Source organism: Jatrophihabitans sp. sgz311053, from assembly GCF_056135305.1.
Genome location: NZ_JBWAXP010000001.1, coordinates 1,676,859 through 1,696,297 on the forward strand (window position 1 = coordinate 1,676,859; position 19,439 = coordinate 1,696,297).

Here is a 19,439-nt window from a genome sequence, read left to right on the forward strand (position 1 = left end):
GCACCCCCGCAGGCGGCCGGTGCAGTGACAGGGAGTCGACGATCCGCGACCGGCCGGCCCGATGTCAGCCGGTGGCAGCCTCCGACAGTTGTGAGGCTCAGCTGAGCGGTCTACATCGGCTGTCGCAACGCCACGGCCCTCGGATCCGTCAGCAGAAGGGAGTGCAGCCACCCGGTGGCACCGCAAGGGGAGAGGAGATCCGACATGCGTCGTCTGCCGCGAAAGACCGTCACCGTGCTCGCCGCCGTGGGTGTGGCGATGTCACCAGCCGCCGCCGACGTGGCGCAGGCCGCGCCGACACCCGCGCCGACACCCGCGCCGACAGCGCAGCGTCATCTGGCGCGGGCGCAGGCCGACTGGATCCGGGGTGACCAGCCGTCCCCGGCCGTGAGGACGGCGAGCTGGCGGGCGGCCCGCGCCGAGCTGGTTCGTTCCGGCCCCGGTTACGCGGCCCCCGCGAGGAAGCTCGCCACCCTCCTCGCCGTCTCCGGCGCCGGGGCGACGGTGCACCGCGGGCGTGCGGCGACGCTGACCCGCGACCTCGACGCCTTCTTCGACACGCCCGGCCGCTACGGGGTCTCCACCGACGTCGATCCGCTGGCCACGGCCCGTCCCGACTGGATCGCGAGCCGGCAAGCGCCGCCCCGGCAGCGCGACTTCTTCCTCGACGCTGCGCTCCGGGCGCTGTCGCACGACGTGCACCGTTACGGCCAGCAAGCGACGCAGCTTGCCGAGCTCGCAGCCCTCCCGACCGTGCACCCGACGGCAGCGCAGCGTGCGACGGCGGCGCGGCTCACGGCGTCTCTCGATGCCTTCTTCGCCTCGTAGCCCGGCGGCTGCGCGTCGGGCCCACGGCCGCCGGGCGAACGCGCGTCAGTGGTGGAACGACGCGGGCCCCGTTCGTCCGGCTGCCGCGGCGTCGTCACCGAGCGCGTCGACCACGGCGCGCAGGTGTCCCAGGAAGAGCTCGGCGAGATCGCGGGAGAAGCCGTTGCGGCAGACGACCCGCAGCACGTTCAGATCCTGCCGATCCTCGCAGAAGGCGTAGGCCGGTACCTGCCAGCCGTGCTCGCGGAGGCCCCGGGAGACGGCGTAGACATCCCACTCGGTGATCTCGTCGGTGGTGGTGAAGGCGAAGACCGGCAGCTGGTCACCGCGGGTGATGAGGCGGAACGGTCCCATCGCCTCCACCTCGCCGGCGAGATAGGTCGCGACGTCGCGGGACGCCTGCTGCACGGCGCGGAATCCCTCGAAGCCGAGACGGAAGAAGGTGTAGTACTGCGCGATGACCTCGCTGCCGGGGCGGGAGAAGTTGAGCGCGAAGGTCGGCATCTGACCGCCGAGGTAGTCGACGGTGAAGACGAGGTCGTCGGGCAGGGCCGCCTTGTCGCGCCACAGCGCCCAGCCGACGCCGGGGTAGACCAGGCCGTACTTGTGGCCGCTGGTGTTGATGGAGGCGACCCGCGGTAGCCGGAAGTCCCAGACGAGGTCCGGGTCGAGGAAGGGCGCGATCATGCCGCCGGAGGCGCCGTCGACGTGGATGGGGACGTCCGGACCGCCGTTCGCGGCGAGCTCGTCCAGGGCGGCGGCGATGTCGGCGACCGGCTCGTAGCTGCCGTCGAAGGTCGAGCCCAGGATGGCGACGACGCCGATGGTGTTCTCGTCGCAGGCCGCGGCAGCCTCGGCGGCGCCCAGGTGCAGCCGGTCACCCTCGACCGGGATCATGCGGGGCTCCACCTCCCAGTAGCGGCAGAACTTCTCCCAGCAGACCTGGACATTCGCCCCCATGACGAGATTCGGCCGGCGGGCCGGGTCGTGCCCGGTGCGGGCCTGCCACCGCCGCTTGAGAGCCATGCCGGCGAGCATGCAGGCCTCGCTCGATCCGGTGGTGGAGCAGCCCGTGGCGTGCTCGGGATCCGCGGCGTGCCAGAGGTCGGCGAGGATCGAGACGCAGCGCTGCTCGATGGCCGCGGTCTGTGGGTACTCGTCCTTGTCGATCATGTTCTTGTCCATGGACTCGGCCATGAGCCGGTGCGCCTCGGGCTCCATCCAGGTGCCGACGAAGGTCGCGAGGTTGAGCCGCGCGCTGCCGTCGAGCAGCAGCTCGTCGTGGATGAGCTGGTAGGCCACCTCGGCCGGCACGGATTCCCGCGCCAGCCGGGTGTGCGGGGCGTTCACCTCTCGCCCCAGCGACGGATCGGTGAGGCCGATCATCGGATTCGTGTGGCCGGTGCGGTGCGACATGGGGCTCCTCGACTGCGGCAGACGCCACGGTGCGGCGTCCGCCGACCGGGCCTTCCTCGACAGCCTGCCCACGCGCGGCACCGGGAATGCTGAGGACGACGGGAGCGGGTTGGCGTTACCCGGGGGTAGCGGAGAAGGTAGGGCTTCCTACTACCTACGGTACCGAAGGTTGTGCTCGTGCTCGGGTCCTCGTCTGTCTCCGGAAGCCGGCTGGCCTCCGTCTCCGCCGCCCAACCGCCGGGCGTCGTCTCCGCCGCCGAGCTCGGCCGATCCTTCGGCAAGGGACCGGAGTGGATCGCCGCCCGTACCGGGATCGAGCAGCTGCGCCGGGTCGTGGACGACGAGGGCGTGCGGCGGCTCGCCGAGCGGGCAGCCGATCGTGCGGTGCGGGCCGCCGGCCTGCGTCCCGAGCAGATCGACCTGGTCGTCACCGCGAGCTGCAGCGTGGGCGAGGCCGGTGAGCCGGTGCGCCTCACCCCGCGCCGGAGCGCCCCGCGGGCGGCGGTGATGCATCTGAACGCCGCGTGCAGCGGCTTCGGCTACGCGCTGCAGACGGCGGACGCGCTGATCCGGCAGGGGGCGGTCCGCCACGTCCTCGTGGTGGCGGCCGAACGCATGAGCTCGCTCGTCGACGCCGCCGACCTCGGGACCTCGATCATCTTCGGCGACGGGGCCGGAGCGGCCGTCGTGAGCGCCGGCGAGTCGGGCCGGGCGGGGATCGGACCGACGGTCTTCGGCAGTGACGGCGGCGCCGCCGACGTGCTGCGCTGCGACGACGCCGGGCTGCTCCGGATGGCCGGCCGTGACGTCTTCCGCTGGGCCGTGGAGACGGTGCCGCCGCTGGCCCGGCGGGCCTGCGAGCGGGCCGGCGTCCTGCTCTCGGACATCGTCGCCTTCGTCCCCCACCAGGCGAACCTGCGCATCGTGGACGCCGCCGCCAGGGCGCTCGGGCTGTCGCATGCGGTGGTGGCCGACGACGTGCGGCTCTCGGGCAACACGTCGGCGGCCTCCATCCCCATCGCCATGACCCGGCTGCTGCAGTCCGGTCGTGCCCACGCCGGCGACCTCGCCCTGCTCGTCGGGTTCGGCGCCGGGCTGAGCTACGTCGCCCAAGTGGTGGAGCTGCCCGCCGTCGCCGACGGCGTCTGACGCTCGGGCGGCCTCAGAGCCCCATGCTCTTGGAGATCACCGTCTTCATGATCTCGCTCGTGCCGCCGTAGATCCGCGTGATGCGCGCGTCGGCGTAGCGGCGGCTGATCCGGTACTCGCTCATGTAGCCGTAGCCGCCGTGCAGCTGCAGGCAGCGGTCGACGACCCGCCCCTGCAGCTCGGTGCAGTGCAGCTTGGCCTTGGCCGCGTCGGCCACGCTGAGTTCGGCGGACGACAGCAGCGTGACGCACCGGTCGACGAAGGCCTGCGCGACATCGATCTCGGTCGCCATGTCGGCGAGCGCGAACTTGGTGTTCTGGAAGGACGACACCGGTTTCGTGAAGGCGGTGCGCTCGGTGACGTAGGCGATGGTCTCGGTGACCGCCGCACGGGCCTCGGCCAGCGCCGAGATCGCGATGGAGATCCGCTCCTGGGGCAGCTTGGCAGCCAGGTAGGCGAAGCCCTGGCCCTCCTCGCCGAGGAGGTTGTCCACCGGCACCCGGACGGAGTCGAAGGACAGCTCGGCCGTGTCCTGCGAGTGCATGCCGAGCTTGTCCAGGTTGCGGCCACGCTCGAAGCCGGGCATGCCCCGCTCCACCACCAGCAGGGAGACCCCGCCACGACGGTCGTCGGCCTCGCCGGTGCGGCAGGCGACGATCACCAGGTCGGCATTGATGCCGTTGGTGATGAAGGTCTTCGCCCCGTCGAGGACGTAGTGATCGCCGTCGCGACGCGCCCGCGTCCGCATGCCGGCGAGGTCGGAGCCCGCGCCCGGCTCGGTCATGGCCACCGCGGTGATGAGCTCGCCGGAGGCGATGCCGGGCAGCCAGCGGCTCTGCTGCTCCTCGGTGGTGAGGGTGGTGAAGTAGGGCAGGCAGATGTCGTTGTGCAGCGAGATGCCGAGGCCGCTGCCGCCGATGCCGGCCGCGGCGATCTGCTCGTCCAGGATCTGGTTGAAGCGGAAGTCCGCCACCCCACCACCGCCGAAGCGGTCCGGGACCTGCATCCCCAGGAAGCCGCCCTTGCCCGCCTCGAGGAAGACCTCGCGCGGGGTGATGCCCTCGGCCTCGAACTGGTCGTAGCGGGGCACGACGTGTCTGTCGGCGAAGGCCCGGAAGGCCTCGCCGAAGGCGAGGTGCTCGTCGTCGTAGTGTCCGCGGTCCACGATGCTCGCTCCTGTTACCGGGGGGCCATGCGGATGGCGCCGTCGAGACGGATGACCTCGCCGTTGAGCATGGGATTGGCGACGATGTGCTCGACCAGTGCGCCGTACTCGGACGGGTCGCCGAGCCGGCTGGGATGCGGCACCTGCCGGCCGAGGGAGTCCTGTGCCTCCTGCGGCAGCCCCTCGAGCATCGGGGTGAGGAAGAGACCGGGGGCGATGGTGACGACCCGGATCGCCTTGTCGGCCAGGTCGCGAGCCACGGGGAGGGTGAGGCCGACGACGCCGCCCTTGGAGGCGGCGTAGGCCGCCTGTCCGATCTGGCCCTCGAAGGCGGCCACCGACGCCGTGTTGACGATGACGCCGCGCTCCTCGCCGACGGGCTCGTGGCTGAGGATCCGTTCCGCGGCCAGCCGCAGCACGTTGAAGGTGCCGATCAGGTTGACGGTGACGACGCGGCTGAACTGCTCCAGCGGCAGCACGCCGTTCTTGCCGATGACTCGGCCGGGCGTGCCGATCCCGGCGCAGTTGACGACGACGCGGATCGGGCCGAGCTCCGCGGCGCGGTCCAAGGCGGCGCTCACCTCGGACTCCGACGTCACGTCGGCGGGGGCGAAGACGCCGGGGGTGGCGAGTTCGGCGACCGCCTTGTCGCCCTCGGCGCTCGGCAGGTCGATCACCGCGACGTGGGCGCCGGCCTGCGACAACCGCTTCGCCGTGGCGAGTCCGAGGCCGGACGCACCGCCGGTGACGACGGCGACGGCACCTGAGATATCCACTGTTCAGCTCCTGTCGTGATGGACTTTCGACTGTACTGAAGCATGTACGCCAGTACAGTTCAACGTTCGTCGCGATGAGATGGGTCATGGCGGTTGTGGCTGAGAGGATGGCGCGATGGTCGGGTGGTCGCCGGTGGGTGCCGGTGCGCGTGGGCTGAGTCCGCGGCAACAGGCCATCCTCGACTCGATCGTCGACCTGCTGCTGGCCGAGGGCTTTCGCTCGCTGGGACTCGACGAGATCGCCGCCAGCGCGCACTGCTCGAAGTCGACGCTCTACGCCCTCGCCGACAGCAAGGATCAACTGGTCGCCCGCTGCGTCGAGCACTTCTTCCGTCGCGCCGCACAGCGGGTCGATGAGCGGACGGCCAGTCGCCGCACGGCCCGCACCCGACTCCACACCTACCTGCTCGCTGTCGCCGACGAGCTGGCCACGGCGTCGCCGGCGTTCCTGTCCGACGTGGCCGACACGGCGGTGACGCGGCAGAGCTACGAGCGGCACACCCACATCGCTGCCGAGCGGGTGCGGCAGCTCGTCGACGACGGCGTGCGGTCCGGCGAGTTCGACCTTGTCCATGCTCGATTCCTCGGCGAGGTTACGGCGGCGGCCATGGATGCCATCGAGCGCGGTGGCATCACCGCGCGGACGGGGCTCTCTCACGCGCAGGCCTACGCGGAGCTGGCGCGTCTCGTCCTCGCCGTGGTCGGAGTCCGCGCCGCTGCGCCGAAGGCCTGACGCTGCCGGAACATCGGCCGACGTCACCGGGAGATGACGTCGAGGCATACCGAACAATGGCGAGTACGGGTCGCCGCCCCCGGCCGAAGCGCTGAGCCGATCTGCGCAATCGGGCGCTCGCTGCCATTGACCCGGCGCGCGGCAGCGCTCGACGCGCAGGGCATACTCCGGCGTGGCGGCGACGATCATCTGTGGCATTCGCGATACGGCGTACGGGCGATCCTCGCGAGGCTGATGCCTGCTTACGCGACGTACCGCACAGTTCCCGTCCGTCCCTTATGGGGTGACGAGCAATGCTGCACTTCCGTTGTGCGAGTGCAAGTGCGAGTGCGGGCGCCACGAAACGTCGACGAGACGGCGTGCCCAGGATTCCGGGAGGAGGGGTCGCTTCGGCGACAGCGCCGGCCGCGGCCTGGTGGATCGAGAACGGCGTGTAATCGACATTCGGTGCACATTCGTGCAGTGCGCTCGAGCGAACGGCGCGGCGCCGCTCTCGCTTGGTGTATATCCGATAAAGGTATCGGCTCGGTGAGCGCTCACAGGATGTAGCGACCGGCAATATGGTGTAAACCGGTTTCATGACCGAGGTTCTCGAAAAGGCGGGCCTGCGAATGTGTGGGGACGTGAGTCCGCGTGCCCGGTTCGCCAAGGAACCGGTCCGCTGTGAGCTTTCTGCCGGACACGACGGCCTGCACCGATTTGCGCGCGCCGCCATGGAGGCGCACTGGTCGGAGGTCGCACGAGCCGAGGATCCCCCGGCCAGCCCCTGAGGCGGCCTCTTGCCGACAGTCGAGGGTTGCGATACCCCATACGGTGAGCGCGCAGAAGCGTCGCGCCGGTGAGGGGGTTGATGCCTGTGATTCCGACCGGGCTGCGCGGGCTCGACGCGCACGCAGAGATCACCGTGCAGATGGTGCCTGTCCACGAGGCGGTGCATGCGGGAACGGATCTGGCCGCTGCTGCTCGCCAGCTGGTCGAGGTCTGTCGGGACACGGTCCCCGGCTGTGACGCCGCCGGGCTCACCGAATGGCCGCTGTCGGGCGAGCCGCGAGCGGTGGTCACCACCGACCCCGCGACCTATCTGGTCGACGACCTGCAGTGCGCCCACGCCGACGGACCGTGGGCCTTCGCGCCGGTGAGCGAGGGTTTCGTCCACATCGAGGACGTCGAGTACGACCGTCGCTGGCCGGTCTTCGCCGAGGCGGTGGTGGTGCAGACCGCGATCCGCTCGATGCTCTCCTACCGGTTCCCGATCGCCGAGCGGCGGCTGACCTTCAACCTCTATGCATCGCGCGCCGCGGCCTTCGACGTCGAGGCCGTGGCGCTGGCCCGGTCGTGCGCGGCGCAGGTGCGGGCGGTGCTGCTCCACCTGGCCACGGCCACCGCGCGGACCGGATCGGTCGTCCCGGAGTCCGGCAAGGTGGTCGGGACCGCCGTGGGGCTGCTCGTCGGGCGCGAGGGCGTCACGGCCGAGCAGGCCTACCTGCACCTGCTCGAGCAGGCACGGAGTTCGCGCCGCAGGTTGCACGAGGTCGCCCGGGAGATCATCGCGGCGGCACCGGCCGGCGACGCGCGAGGGTGACGCTTCCGGCCGTGATCAGGCCGCCGGAACCACTGTGCGGCGAGCCGCGCGGTGAGCCGCGGGACGCGTTCCCGCCGACGGTGCAGCTCGACCGGGCGTGATCGGTCAGGCGCCGAATTTCCGGGCGGCCTCCCCGCTGACCTCCGATCGCCCCTCGACGAGGTCGGCGAGCAGCGGTCGGTCGGCGCGGCCGCCGAGGGTCAGGCGGCGCCACCACGGCTGCTCGATGTCACCACCGGCGTGGGGCCGCGGGCTGATGCTGTACCCGCGCGCCACCGACATCCAGGATGCCAAAGTCCGCGGTGCCCGGCCAGCCGTGGTGATCATCCACGTGCTACCCGGACGGTGGCTTCGTCGAGTCAGGCGGCCGAGCAGGCCGTCCGCTCACCGACCGGCGCGGTGTCGACGATGCCGTACTGCAGCCTGCCCTCGCCGACCACGATCACCTCGATGTGGTCGTCGTGGACCACGACCGTGCGCTCGGAGGCCGTGCCGCCGAGCGCCGAGCTCAGCGCGGTGAGCGTCGTCGTGACGTCGGCGAGCACCTGGCGATCGGCGATGACCGAGCGAAGCTCCGTGCCGAGGTCACCGCGGGCCGGACGACATCCGGCGGAGTGGTGGGAGACGGTGATGCACATGCGCCGTCACCCGGCCACGGAGAGGCGAGGGGTGGTGCGGTGCGGGGGTGTTCTGGTCACTGCTGCTCCCGGGGGTGGAGGTCGTCTCGTCATGATCATCGGCCGGATCGTGTCTCGTCTTAGCCGGATAGCGCACGATTCCGTCGCTCGCCATGACAACACGGTTGCCCTCAACCTAACCAGCGGCTTACGGTTACTAACATAAATTTCACATGACGGGGGTCGCTGCCTCTTGGTGGCGACGCCGTCGGCTGCCCCGGTGGGCAGCGCCCCTGCCGCTGAAGGACGTTCCCGTGACTGTTGACCTCCCGCTTCGTGACTGCGACGAACTGGTGCGCACCCACCTGCCGCTGGTCGGTCATGCCGTCCGCGCAGCGCTCACCCGGCTGCCGGCCGCGACGAGCCGTGGGGACCTCGTCTCGGCGGGTGTGCTCGGGCTTTTGCTCGCCGCGCGCAGTGCCGCCGAGGCGGAGGGCGCCCCGTTCGTCCGTGCCGCCGCTACGCGTATCCACGCGGCGATCGCCGATCACCTGCGGGACGACGACCGGAGCAGTCGCTCCGCGGCGTCGCGGAGGCGGGCCGACGACCAGGCTCGGCACGATGTCGCCACCGCGTTGCGCCGGGAGCCCAGCCCCGCTCAGCTGGCCCAGGCCTTTGGGGTGCGGGAGGACGAGCTCGGTCACCTCGGCGCGTCGGCCGACGGCCAGGTGGCCGGACCCGCGCCGTCACCGGTGGGCTCGCTGCCCGAGCGCCTGCGGCTCGTCGTCGACGGCTACTACCGCCACCAGCGGACCACCGCGGAGCTCGCGGCCGAGCTCGAGGTGACGCCGGCCGAGGTGGTGCAGCTGCGCAGCCGGGCGCTCGCCGAGCTCGGCGGGGGCAAGTCGTCCGGCGGCACGAGGGGGGACGGGCGCGCTGTGGCCACCGTCTTCCGCACGCCGGCCGGCGTCGCGGCGCGCGCCGCGGGCGTCCGGGCGGCCTTCGGCGCGCCGCGGGAGGGTCTTGGCGGCGACCCCCGGTTCACCGCCGCCGGCTGACCGTCTCGGGGCGGCGGCCTCGTCCGCCGTTCGCGCGCAGCCGCGCCCATCCAAGTTGACAATGATTTTCATTAACGATTAGCTCTGCGGGCCCATCCTGATCGAGCAAAGGAACCCGCATGACCCGCTTGACCCCGATCCGCTCGCTCGCCACCGGGGGTGCCGTCGCCGGCGCCGCCGCGGCGCTGCTCGTCGGCTTCTCCCCGGCGGCCTCGGCCGGCGTCGCCGGCGCTCACTACGACCTCAAGGCCAACGTCGACTGCGCCGCCCGCACCATCGAGCTCAAGGGCGAGAACCACGCCACTGAGACCGAGTACACCCTTGACACGCTGACCTTCGACGCGACGTCGAGCACCAGCGTCAGCGCGACCTCCAACGACACCGCCAAGTTCGGCGGCACCGCTCCGGTGCGCGTCCTCACCGAGGACGAGACCCAGGCGCCGCCTCGCACGGTGCTGGGGGCCGAGGTGGGATACACCAATTGCAGCGGCACGCTGCCACAGGTCACCTTCAAGCGCAGCGGCACCGCCACCGTGCCCTCCGGTGGCCGGGCGGCGGCGTACGCGAACACCAGCGGCACGCAGACCCAGGTCGACACCACCACGGCGTCGGGCAAGAACACCGGCATCGTCGTCACCGGACATGCCGACCGGCGTTGGGGCTTCACCACGACCGGCACCTACGTCCTGCCCATCACCGCCTCGGTGACCTTCAGCGGCGGCGTCGCGCGCAGCAGCACCGACAACCTGCGCTTCGCCGTCAGCTGAGCGCCGGCCGGCTCGCCGGCAGACCGTCACTCGACGGTCGCCACTGCTGAGCCCGCGCACCGCGTCCCGGCGCTCGTCGGCGTCGGGACGCGGTGATGCCTCGACCGCCTGTCGTCCCCCGGAAAGTCTGTGATGTCCCGCCTCGCCCGCCTTGCTCTCGTCTTCGTCTCGGCCGCCGTCTTCCCCGCCGTCCCGACGCTGCCCCCCGCCGCCCGCGCCGCCGACCCGCTGACTGTCGTCGACCAGGTCGGCATGCTGCGGGTCGCCCAGCGCGACGGCAGGCCCGCGCTGGAGCTCACCGCCAGCGACTACGACGGGAGCGGCAGCAGGAGCCTCGATCCGGCGCGTGTCGTGGTGCACGTGCCGACCTCGGGACTCACGACGGTGCCGCACGACGACTTCGCCCGCGACCCCGGCGGCGAGGACCCCGGCCCGGAGGACTCGTTCTACGCCTTCCTCGGCCCGGAGGGCACGCCGTACTTCCGGACGGCCGCCGACCCCGCTGACGGCGCGGCCACCGGCAATGTCGTGCTGGGCCTAGCCGGCTCCGAGTACGCCGACGGCGCGCGCGCACCCGAGATCCGGCTGCTGTCGGCGACCGGTGGGCGCAGCTATCTCTATCAGGACACCCCCGTCCGTGACGATCCCGAGGCCGAGCCCTATCGCGCACTGAACTGGGACCTCTCCCGGCCTGCCGGCGTGGCGAACATCTTCAGCGGTGTGTACGCGCCGGACGAGCGGCTCTACGCCGTCGGAGCCTTCGCCGCCGCGGGCAGCTACTGCCTCACGATGCGTCCCGAGGTGCTCCGCTTCGCCGACAACGCGACGGTCCGCGGCGCACCCGTCGCGATGCGCGTGGTCGTCGGCGACCGCAGTGCCGACCAGCTGGCTGCCACCGCTACCTGCGAGCAGCCGACCGACCCGACCGATCCCGATCCGCCGACGGGCGGGACCACGGTGCTGGGGGCCGGCAGCCACGTCGACGTCGCCGGCGTGCTCCGGGGTGGCGATCCGCTGTCGCTGGTGCTGCGCAAGACCGACGCGGCCGGGGGCGGCAACGAGAAGCTGATCCCGTTCGAGGCGGCGGTCGTCACCATCCCGGACCGCGCGCGGACCACCGTCCCGGCGCCGTCGGCGGGCGTCGACACCAGCTTCCTGGGCGCCGCCGGCTCACCCACCTGGCGCATCCCGGAGAACTACGACCGCAACCTCGTCTGGCTGGGCTTCGGCGGCGAGCTGATCACGCAACGGGTGACCAGCAGCCCGGTCCTGCGGATCACCGGCGTCACCGGTGCCGACGGCGGACCACCGCCGGGCGAGGTCGCGGTGTGGAACAACGGCAGCGTCTCCGGTGGTGCCGGTCCCACCTTCAGCACCCGGCAGGGACTGCCGCAGGGGGCCTACCTGCCGGTGGGCTCGCACGGTCACCGCAACTGGGACTTCAGTGCACCCGGCGTCTACTGCCTCGGCATGGATCTGCAGCTGGCCGATGCGGCGGGCACCGAGCAGCGTGACACCCGGCAGCTCACCGTCGTGGTGGGTGACGAGATCGATCCCGCCACCGTGACCCCCTGCGGACGCGCCGGGCAGCCGCCGCCCGTCGGGGTGCCGCACCGGAGCCCGGCCACCGCGCCGGCCGGCGTGCTCCAGCTGACCAGCAGCCCCGACGGCAGCGGCACCTCGGTCGAGAACCGGCTCACCACGTCGATGACCGCGGATGGTCGGCTCGTCACACGCATCGTGCGCGAGCGCCCGGACGGACCCGGCACGGCCTACGACCCGGCCGATGTCGTCTTCCGGGCGCGGCAGGACCGCGACGCCAACCCCTACCCGCAGGCCGGGCCCGTCGGGCGGCGGCTCTACACCTTCCACCAGTACGGCGACGGCGGCGGGGATCTGCTCGGCATCGACACCCTCGGGGTGGAGGCGTCGCAGCTGCGGGGCCGGCTCAGCTGGGCCATCACCGGGATGCGCGGTCCGGGTCGGGTCGCCTTACGTGACGCCTTCCTGAACCGGCAGATCCTGCTCGCGACCCCGGCCGCGCCGACGTCGGCCACCACCCTGGTGCCGGGCCGCTCGGAGAACCGGTTCCAGCTGCACCTCGACACGCCGGGCGTCTACTGCGTGGCGATGTCCTGGCGCGGTCGTCGCGCCTCGGACGGCGCCACCGTCGGCGACACCACGACGCTCACCCTGGTGGCGGGGGACCGGCCCGCGACGGTCACGACGTGTGGCCGGGGACAACGGCCCACCGCCGCCTCGTCGACGCCGTCCCGACCCACGAACCCGACCTCGCCCGGCTCGGGGAGCACGCGACCGGCCAGCGGTCGCAGCGTGCTGCGGTTCGGTCACGTGGACATCCGCTCCGACGTCACCGCCGCCGGCCTCCGGGTCGCGGTGCACGACGACCACGCCGAACCCGCCGTCGACCGCGACCCGGCGAAGGTCACGTTCGCGGTGGCCCCGGCCGCCCGCAGCTCCGTCCCGGCGGCGGGTGCCTACCGATTCCTCGGGCGGGCCGGCGCGCCGGTGTGGGTGCTGCCGCAGACCCAGGACGATCGGCTGCTCTGGCCGGGGTGGAACGTCGGCCTGAGCCGCGGCGGCGCCACCTCCGTGCGCTGGACGCTGAACTCCGTCCGCGGGCCGGGACGCTTCGCGCTCTTCGAGAGCGAGGCGTTCGGCACGCCGAGGGTGCTGCTCGACGGGACGAGGCGGAGCTCCTTCGGCTATTCGGCCCACGGCCACGGCAACTGGGCCTTCACCGCCGACGGGGTCTACTGCCTCGACTCCACCTTCACCGCGCTGCCCAAGGGCGGATCCGGCAAAGCCACCCTGCTCGTCGCCGTCGGCGCGCTGGACGCGACGACGGTCACCCCGGCCGACTGCGGCCGCACGGCGGCGCAGGTCCGTGGGCTCGACGCCGGTCGCGGCTCCGGGCCGTCCGGCCGGGCCCCCGGCAGCGACAGCGGAGCCGTCCCCGGCGCGCCGGTGTCGTTGCGCCCGGTGTCGCGCCCGGTGTCGGCCGGAGATCAGTCAGCGCTGCAGCGGGAGCGCTGCCTCGCGACCCCCATCGTGACGACCCGGCCGGCGCCGGCCACGGTTGTCGCCGACGGCCACCTGGACCTCGGCGCCGCGGTCCGGGGGGCTGCGCTCGTCGCCGAGCTCGAGGACGGTCGCGCCGATCCGCCGATCTCCCGGGACCCGGCAGGCGTGGTCCTCGATGTCGGCGTACGCGCCCGCAGCCGGGTCCCCGCCGGTTACGGCTTCCTCGGCCGGCAGGGCGCCCCGGTGTGGCTCATCCCGCAGACGCAGCGGACCGGGGTGCCGTGGCTGGGATGGAACACCCAGCACCCGACCCTGCGCGCGGCTGCCGCCGGCCCGGTCACCTTCGCCCTCACCGGCGTCACCGGACCGGGTCGGGTCGCGGTCTACACCGACGACGTCTTCGGCGGTGTCCGCGAGCGGGTCCTCGGGACGGCTCCGGGGTTCCCGCGGGCGACAAGGGTCCCGCTCAACGTCCACGCCCACGCGAACTGGGCCTTCACCCGGCCCGGCACCTACCGGCTCGCCCTGACGCAGTCGGTGCCGTTACGCGACGGCGGCACCCGGAGCGGGACGACCACGCTGACGATCGCCGTCGCCCGAGCCGACCCGGCGGCGTCGGCACCGGGTCTCCGGACCGTGCGCTACGTGGGCCGCACCGCCGGCGGCGAGTCCTGCCGGCTGAGCGCCTCGCAGCAGGCGCGCGCCCTCGCCAGCACCGGCGGTGACCTGATCGACGCCCTCGCCACCGGGCTCGGCCTCGTCGCTGTCGCCCTCGTCCTGCTGCTCGCCGGCCGGCGCCGGAGGCGGGTGTGACGCGCTCCGGGGCCGCCGTCGTCCTTAGTGTGGTGTTGGCCGGGGCGCTCGCCGTCACCGGCTGCGCCCCCGGTGCGGGCGGGCCGGGCGACGGCAAGCCGGTGCACGTCGTCACCACCACCGGTCTGCTGGCTGACCTCGCCCGCCACGTCGGCGGTGCGCGCGCCGCGGTGACCTCGCTGGTGCCCGCAGGCAGCGACCCGCACAGCTACGAGCCGACCCTGCGCGCCGTCCGCGCCGTCGTCTACGCCGACGTCGCCTTCAGCAACTACGCGCTGCTGGAGCAGCACAGTCTCATCAAGATGCTCGACGCCAATGTGCGCAAGAGCGCGAGAAATGTCTCGCTGGCCGAGGAGTCGGTGAAGTACGCCGCGGACCTCATCCCGCTGGTCGAGAACGTCTCGCTCGACGCCCCCTGGCTGGGACTGCGGGTCCGCGGCACCGGCGCCGCGCTCGGCGCCGACCGCAGCTCGGACGTCCGGTTGTCGGCCACCGCGTTCCGGGGCCCCGGCCGACTGGTCGGCTACCTCACCGGCAGCTTCGGTGAACCGGACGTCTTCTTCGACTCCGGCGACGGGATCGACGACGACGGGATCGACGGCGATGGTGGGGACGAGGGCGGGGCGGACGACACGGCCACGCTGCCGCCGGATGCCCACACCCACATGACGTGGGCCTTCACCGAGCCCGGCCGCTACCGCCTCGACCTGCGCGCGCGCCTCGTCCCCGGCGGGGGCCGCCGTCCCGTCGACATCGGGCGGACGAGCGTCAGCTTTGCTGTCGGCGTCAACCCCTACCGCGCGCCCGGCGTCCGCACGGTGGTCTCGGCCGGGCACTCGGACATCACCGCCGATCTCGACGCCCGGCGGATGACGCTGGTCACCGACACCGAGCAGGACGGACGTCACGGACAGCGTGACCTCGACCCCGCCACGACGGTCGTCGAGGTGCCGGCCCGGACGGCCCATGCCGTGGGCGGCGATCCCGCCTTCCGCTTCCTCGGCCGGCCGGGCGCCCGCGTCTACGAGCTGCCGCAGGCCGTCCTCGGAGCCCACGTGCACGGCGAGATCGATCCCCACCTGTGGCAGGACGTCGGCAACGCGATGGCCTACGTCAAGATCATCCGCGACGAGCTCAGCCGGGTGGACCCCGGCGGCGCGGCGACCTACGCCGGCAATGCCGCCCGCTACCTGCGAGAGCTCCGGCGCACCGACGACTACGTGCGCCGCACGATCGCGGCGGTGCCGCGAGCCGACCGGCAGCTCGTCACCACCCACGACGCCTTCGGCTACCTCGCCCACGCCTACGACCTCCGGATCGCCGGCTTCGTCACGCCGAACCCGGCCACCGAGCCAGGCCTCGGCGAGCGCCGCCGGCTCGCCGCCACCGTCCGCCGTCTCGGAGTGCGGGCGGTCTTCCTGGAGCCCGACCTCGCCGCCCGGTCCTCGCCGCTGACCACCCTCGCCAGAGACGAAGGGCTCAGGGTCTGCCGCATCTACGGCGACAGCTTCGACGCCGATGCCGACGGCGAGGTCCGCAGCTACGTCCAGATGATGCGCGCCAACGCCGACTCGATCCGGGAGTGCCTGTCGTGATCCGCCCCCTGCTCACCGCCTGCTGCCTGGCGATCGTCTCCACCGCGGCCCTGGTCGCGCCCCCGGCAGCGGCGTCGCGGACGGCGCAGCCGATCGCCCCCGCGCAGCCCACCGTCGCCGGCCACGTCGTCGTCGGCGACGGCCATCTCGACATCGGACCGAGGCTGCGGGACGGCCGCTGGCAGGTCGCCATCCACGACGACCGTGCCGGCACGCCGGTGTGGCGGCGGCCGTCCGACGTGGTCATCCGGGTGCACGACGCCGCTGCGCTCACCGCCCCACGCTCCGCGCCGTACGCCTTCCTCGGCGAGGCTCGCGGCCGGCAGGTCTACGTCATCCCGCAGACCCAGCGCCGGGGTGTGGTCTGGACGGGCTGGAACACCCGGGACCCGGCCGTCCGCGACGCCGTCGCCCTCGGTGCGACCTTCACGTTCCGGGGTCTGCGCGGGCCGGGTGCGGTGCACGTCTTCCTGCAGTCCGGCACCGGCGGACCGCCGGAGCTGCTCTGGTCCAGTGCGCGGCGGACGCCGCAGCCGCTCTTCGTCGAGGCGAACACCCACACCCACGCGAACTGGGTCTTCACCCGTCCCGGCAGCTACCAGGTGGAGCTGGAGATCTCGGCGACGCTGCGCTCCGGCCGCAAGGTCAGCGACCGGCAGTCGCTGCGCTTCGCCGTGGGTGACGGCACGCCCGCCTCGTTCGCGGCCACGCCGACGCGGCCGACAGGCTCGGCGTCGGCGTCGGCGTCGGCGCCGGTCGCCGCACCCGTCTCGGCAGCCGGGGCCGCCGCCGGCTCGAGCGACTCCGCCGACCGGACCTCCGGGTCGGTGACCTGGTTGCTCGCCGGGGCAGTGGCAGCCGCGGTGATCGCGGGCGCCGCGATCGTCGCGCTGCAGGGACGGTCGCGCCGGCGCCGAGCCGCCCTCCTCACCGGCGGGGAGCGCGGATGAGCGCGCTGACGGTGCGAGGTCTGGCCGTCGAGCTCGGCGGTCGCCGGGTCCTGCACGACGTGGACCTCGACCTCGCTGCCGGCGAGTTCGCGGGTCTCGTCGGCCCCAACGGCGCCGGCAAGACGACGCTGCTGCGGGCTGTGCTCGGTCTGGTCCGACCCAGCGCCGGAGCCGCGGTGGTGGCCGGCGCCCCCGGCTACGTGCCGCAGCGCCACGAGTTCGCCTGGGACTTCCCCATCTCGGTCGAGGGCGTGGTGCTGACCGGTCGCCGCCGGCAGATCGGGTGGTGGCGCCGGCCGCGCGTCGCCGACCACGTCGCCGTCGCCGAGGCCCTGGAGCTGGTCGGCATGACCGGGCTGCGGCGGCGTCCGGTGGGGCAGCTCTCGGGCGGTCAGCGACAGCGTGTCCTCGTCGCCCGGGCGCTGGCGGCCGCGCCACAGCTGTTGCTGCTGGACGAGCCCTTCACCGGCCTCGACATGCCGACGCAGGAACTCCTGCTGGACCTCTTCGCAGGACTCGCGCGCGACGGCCGCGCCGTGCTCATGACAACCCACGACCTGCTCGGCGCACTGCACGGCTGCGATCGTCTCTGCCTGCTGAACCGGACGATCGTGGCCGACGCGGCGCCGGCCGAGCTGACCGACCCGCGGCCCTGGATGCGGACCTTCGACGTCGGCGCCACCAGCCCGCTGCTGCGCGTGCTGGGGGTGAGCTGACGTGTTGACCCCGCTGCAGTTCGTGCAGGACCTCGGCAATCCCGATCTGGACTTCCTGCTCCGGGCGCTGCTGGTGGCGGCGATGTCGAGTGTGGTCTGCGGCGTCGTCGGCTGCCATGTGGTGCTGCGAGGCATGGCCTTCATCGGCGATGCCGTGACCCACGCCGTCTTCCCTGGCCTGGCGGTCGCCTTCGTCCTGCAGGGAAGTCTGGTGCTCGGCGGTGCGGTTGCCGGTGTGGTCACCGCAGTCCTCGTCGCGGTCTTCTCGCAGAACCGTCGGCTCAAGGAGGACAGCATCATCGGCGTCTTCCTGGTGGCCTCCTTCGCGCTCGGCATCGTGATCATCAGCCTGGCGCCCGGCTATGCCGGCTCGCTCGAGCAGTTCCTCTTCGGCTCAATCACCGGCATCCCCGACTCCGACGTGCGGACGGTCGCGCTCACCGGCGCGGTGCTGGTCGCGGTGACGCTGCTGCTGCACGGCGAGTTCGTCGCGGTGACACTGGACCGTGAGATGGCGCGAGCCCAGGGCCTCCCGGTCTTCGGGCTGGACGTCGCCCTCTACGTCATCGTGACGCTCGCGGTCGTGATCAGCGTGCAGACGATAGGCAACATCCTCGTGCTGGCGCTGCTGCTCACCCCGGCTGCCGCGGCGCGGCTGCTCACCGATCGCCTCGGCGTGATGATGCTGCTGGCGCCGCTGATCGGGATCGGCGCGACGGTGGTCGGCCTGTACCTCTCCTGGAGCATCGACCTGCCGGCGGGCGGCACCATCGTGCTCGTCGCGACCGCCGCCTTCCTGCTCTGCTGGATCTTCGCGCCCCGACACGGCGCGTTGCGCCTGGTGCTGCACCGCGTGCGGCGCCCGGCGTCCACCACCCCGTCGAGAGAAGGAGATCGTCATGGCCGTACCGAAGCGGCGCATGTCCCGTAGCCGCACTCGCCATCGCCGGGCCGCCTGGCAGGCGACCGCGGTTCCCCTGGTGCCGATCAGGGTCGGCGGCGAGCTGATCCGGGTGCCGCGACGTCTCGTCCGTGCCTATCAGGAGGGTCACCTCAAGCCCTGACTCTCGGATTTTGGATCCGTAAGACCTTCATTACGGGGCCGAAGCTGCGTAGCCTGGCCTGATTGGATCCAACAGAGGAGTTGTCATGGCACGACCGCGTATCGCGGTACTGGGGACCGGAGCGAACGGGGCCGGGGTGGGGGCGGACCTCACCCGTGCCGGACACGACGTCTCCTTCATTGAGCAGTGGCCCGATCATGTCGCGGCGATGCGCGCCGGGGGAGTCCGGGTCGACATGCCCGACGAGTCGGTGACCACCGAGGTCCGCGCGTACAACCTCTGCGACGTCGCCACCCTGCGCGAGCAGTTCGACCTGGTCTTCGTCCTGATGAAGGCCTACGACACCCGCTGGGCCTGCGAGTTGATCAAGCCGCTGGTTGCCGAGGACGGCCTCGTCGTCGGGATGCAGAACGGCATGACCGTCGACATCATTGCCGACGTCATGGGCGCCGAGCGCACCCTGGGGTGCGTCGTCGAGATCAGCTCGGCGATGTGGGAGCCCGGCGTCGTGGAGCGCCACACGCCGCCGTCGCGCTCCTGGCTGGCCGTGGGCGGGGTGCACGAGGCGACGCAGGCGCGCGCACCGGAGGTCGCGGAGATCCTCGGCGCGGCCGCCACGGTGGCTGTCGTCGACGACATCCGTTCGGCCAAGTGGATGAAGCTCGTCGTCAACGCCGGCGAGCTGGTGCCGACGGCCGTCCTGAACCTGTCGATGCACGAGGCGATGGCCGCACCGGGCATGCGCGAGTTCATGCTGCAGGCCTCCCGCGAGGCCGCCGAGGCGGCACTGGCCGACGGCCACCGCCTCGTCCCCATCCTCGGGCTGGGGGAGGAGTCGTGCCGGGACATCGACACCTACACCGAGGCCATGCTGGACATCGTCTTCGACGGTTTCGCCCTGCCCCACACCAAGACCACGGTGCTGCAGGACTGGCTCAAGGACCGTCACAGCGAGGTCAACGAGATCAACGGCCTGGTCGTGGACGTGCTGCGCCGCGCCGGGCGTGAGGCGCCGGCCAACGCCGTCACCGTCGAGCTCGCCCGCCAGATCGAGTACGGCGAGCTCAAGGCCGGCCCGGAGAACCTCGACCTGCTGCTGGCCCGCTGACCGATCGGCCGGTCACGCACCTGTCCGCCCCTCCCGCACGTGAGCGCGTGCGGGAGG

At 72.5% G+C, this 19,439-nt stretch carries 18 protein-coding genes; 13 read left to right on the forward strand and 5 right to left on the reverse strand.

What is annotated here, in order from left to right; genetic code table 11:
• The first annotated feature begins 204 nt into the window (after positions 1 to 204).
• The gene (locus AC0NZQ_RS07460; RefSeq protein ID WP_474529058.1) at positions 205 to 828 is read left to right on the forward strand and encodes a hypothetical protein; all 624 of its coding nucleotides are present in this window, start codon (positions 205 to 207) and stop codon (positions 826 to 828) included.
• Between the two features lie 45 nt (positions 829 to 873).
• Here AC0NZQ_RS07460 and gad read toward each other — a convergent pair whose 3' ends face one another.
• Positions 874 to 2,244: a glutamate decarboxylase gene (gad, locus tag AC0NZQ_RS07465; protein ID WP_474529059.1), complete on the reverse strand. Its 1,371-nt coding sequence runs from the start codon at positions 2,242 to 2,244 to the stop codon at positions 874 to 876.
• 177 nt (positions 2,245 to 2,421) lie between these two features.
• Between gad and AC0NZQ_RS07470 the strand changes: the two genes are divergently transcribed.
• Positions 2,422 to 3,393, forward strand: a complete 972-nt coding sequence (locus AC0NZQ_RS07470; protein WP_474529060.1) for a beta-ketoacyl-ACP synthase 3 — start codon at positions 2,422 to 2,424, stop codon at positions 3,391 to 3,393.
• Between the two features lie 13 nt (positions 3,394 to 3,406).
• On the opposite strand, the gene AC0NZQ_RS07475 is transcribed toward AC0NZQ_RS07470, so the two are convergent.
• Both AC0NZQ_RS07475 and AC0NZQ_RS07480 read right to left on the reverse strand, forming a co-directional pair.
• Positions 3,407 to 4,558, reverse strand: a complete 1,152-nt coding sequence (locus AC0NZQ_RS07475) for an acyl-CoA dehydrogenase family protein (RefSeq protein ID WP_474529061.1) — start codon at positions 4,556 to 4,558, stop codon at positions 3,407 to 3,409.
• 14 nt (positions 4,559 to 4,572) lie between these two features.
• Positions 4,573 to 5,334: a 3-hydroxyacyl-CoA dehydrogenase gene (locus AC0NZQ_RS07480; protein ID WP_474529062.1), complete on the reverse strand. Its 762-nt coding sequence runs from the start codon at positions 5,332 to 5,334 to the stop codon at positions 4,573 to 4,575.
• Positions 5,335 to 5,449: 115 nt separating this feature from the next.
• On the opposite strand from AC0NZQ_RS07480, the gene AC0NZQ_RS07485 reads away from it, so the two are divergent.
• Positions 5,450 to 6,067, forward strand: coding sequence for a TetR/AcrR family transcriptional regulator (locus AC0NZQ_RS07485; protein WP_474529063.1), 618 nt, complete (start codon positions 5,450 to 5,452; stop codon positions 6,065 to 6,067).
• An 850-nt stretch (positions 6,068 to 6,917) separates the two neighbouring features.
• A complete protein-coding gene (locus AC0NZQ_RS07490; protein WP_474529064.1) occupies positions 6,918 to 7,649 on the forward strand; it encodes an ANTAR domain-containing protein in 732 nt (243 codons plus the stop codon).
• 105 nt (positions 7,650 to 7,754) lie between these two features.
• Here the strand turns inward: AC0NZQ_RS07490 and AC0NZQ_RS07495 are convergent, their stop codons facing one another.
• The gene (locus tag AC0NZQ_RS07495; RefSeq protein ID WP_474529065.1) at positions 7,755 to 7,925 is read right to left on the reverse strand and encodes a hypothetical protein; all 171 of its coding nucleotides are present in this window, start codon (positions 7,923 to 7,925) and stop codon (positions 7,755 to 7,757) included.
• A gap of 83 nt (positions 7,926 to 8,008) precedes the next feature.
• Positions 8,009 to 8,287, reverse strand: a complete 279-nt coding sequence (locus AC0NZQ_RS07500; protein WP_474529066.1) for a hypothetical protein — start codon at positions 8,285 to 8,287, stop codon at positions 8,009 to 8,011.
• A gap of 293 nt (positions 8,288 to 8,580) precedes the next feature.
• Between AC0NZQ_RS07500 and AC0NZQ_RS07505 the strand changes: the two genes are divergently transcribed.
• From AC0NZQ_RS07505 to AC0NZQ_RS07545, 9 genes are all read left to right on the forward strand, one after another.
• Positions 8,581 to 9,324: a sigma-70 family RNA polymerase sigma factor gene (locus tag AC0NZQ_RS07505; RefSeq protein WP_474529067.1), complete on the forward strand. Its 744-nt coding sequence runs from the start codon at positions 8,581 to 8,583 to the stop codon at positions 9,322 to 9,324.
• Between the two features lie 119 nt (positions 9,325 to 9,443).
• Positions 9,444 to 10,091: a hypothetical protein gene (locus AC0NZQ_RS07510; RefSeq protein ID WP_474529068.1), complete on the forward strand. Its 648-nt coding sequence runs from the start codon at positions 9,444 to 9,446 to the stop codon at positions 10,089 to 10,091.
• A 132-nt stretch (positions 10,092 to 10,223) separates the two neighbouring features.
• Entirely contained in the window at positions 10,224 to 13,949 is a 3,726-nt protein-coding gene (locus AC0NZQ_RS07515; RefSeq protein WP_474529069.1) for a TIGR03773 family transporter-associated surface protein, read from the forward strand.
• Positions 13,946 to 15,544, forward strand: coding sequence for an anchored repeat ABC transporter, substrate-binding protein (locus AC0NZQ_RS07520; RefSeq protein ID WP_474529070.1), 1,599 nt, complete (start codon positions 13,946 to 13,948; stop codon positions 15,542 to 15,544). The genes AC0NZQ_RS07515 and AC0NZQ_RS07520 overlap by 4 nt, the downstream gene beginning before the upstream one ends.
• Positions 15,541 to 16,494, forward strand: coding sequence for a TIGR03773 family transporter-associated surface protein (locus AC0NZQ_RS07525; protein WP_474529071.1), 954 nt, complete (start codon positions 15,541 to 15,543; stop codon positions 16,492 to 16,494). Before AC0NZQ_RS07520 ends, AC0NZQ_RS07525 begins: the two co-directional genes overlap by 4 nt.
• Positions 16,491 to 17,210, forward strand: a complete 720-nt coding sequence (locus AC0NZQ_RS07530; protein ID WP_474529073.1) for an anchored repeat-type ABC transporter ATP-binding subunit — start codon at positions 16,491 to 16,493, stop codon at positions 17,208 to 17,210. Before AC0NZQ_RS07525 ends, AC0NZQ_RS07530 begins: the two co-directional genes overlap by 4 nt.
• A gap of 4 nt (positions 17,211 to 17,214) precedes the next feature.
• Complete coding sequence (locus AC0NZQ_RS07535; protein ID WP_474529439.1) at positions 17,215 to 18,141, forward strand: anchored repeat-type ABC transporter permease subunit; 927 nt, start codon at positions 17,215 to 17,217, stop codon at positions 18,139 to 18,141.
• Positions 18,110 to 18,274 carry a 50S ribosomal protein L32 gene (gene rpmF / locus AC0NZQ_RS07540; RefSeq protein WP_474529074.1) on the forward strand — a complete coding sequence of 55 codons (165 nt, stop codon included), beginning with the start codon at positions 18,110 to 18,112 and terminating at the stop codon, positions 18,272 to 18,274. The genes AC0NZQ_RS07535 and rpmF overlap by 32 nt, the downstream gene beginning before the upstream one ends.
• An 85-nt stretch (positions 18,275 to 18,359) precedes the next feature.
• The gene (locus tag AC0NZQ_RS07545) at positions 18,360 to 19,382 is read left to right on the forward strand and encodes a ketopantoate reductase family protein (protein WP_474529075.1); all 1,023 of its coding nucleotides are present in this window, start codon (positions 18,360 to 18,362) and stop codon (positions 19,380 to 19,382) included.
• Positions 19,383 to 19,439: the final 57 nt, after the last annotated feature.

Coding starts and splice junctions, on each gene's coding strand:
- AC0NZQ_RS07460 (WP_474529058.1), top strand. CDS start 205: ATGCGTCGTCTGCCGCGAAAGACCGTCACCGTGCTCGCCGCCGTGGGT.
- gad (WP_474529059.1), bottom strand. CDS start 2,244: ATGTCGCACCGCACCGGCCACACGAATCCGATGATCGGCCTCACCGAT.
- AC0NZQ_RS07485 (WP_474529063.1), top strand. CDS start 5,450: ATGGTCGGGTGGTCGCCGGTGGGTGCCGGTGCGCGTGGGCTGAGTCCG.
- AC0NZQ_RS07490 (WP_474529064.1), top strand. CDS start 6,918: ATGCCTGTGATTCCGACCGGGCTGCGCGGGCTCGACGCGCACGCAGAG.
- AC0NZQ_RS07500 (WP_474529066.1), bottom strand. CDS start 8,287: ATGTGCATCACCGTCTCCCACCACTCCGCCGGATGTCGTCCGGCCCGC.
- AC0NZQ_RS07510 (WP_474529068.1), top strand. CDS start 9,444: ATGACCCGCTTGACCCCGATCCGCTCGCTCGCCACCGGGGGTGCCGTC.
- AC0NZQ_RS07515 (WP_474529069.1), top strand. CDS start 10,224: ATGTCCCGCCTCGCCCGCCTTGCTCTCGTCTTCGTCTCGGCCGCCGTC.
- AC0NZQ_RS07530 (WP_474529073.1), top strand. CDS start 16,491: ATGAGCGCGCTGACGGTGCGAGGTCTGGCCGTCGAGCTCGGCGGTCGC.
- rpmF (WP_474529074.1), top strand. CDS start 18,110: ATGGCCGTACCGAAGCGGCGCATGTCCCGTAGCCGCACTCGCCATCGC.
- AC0NZQ_RS07545 (WP_474529075.1), top strand. CDS start 18,360: ATGGCACGACCGCGTATCGCGGTACTGGGGACCGGAGCGAACGGGGCC.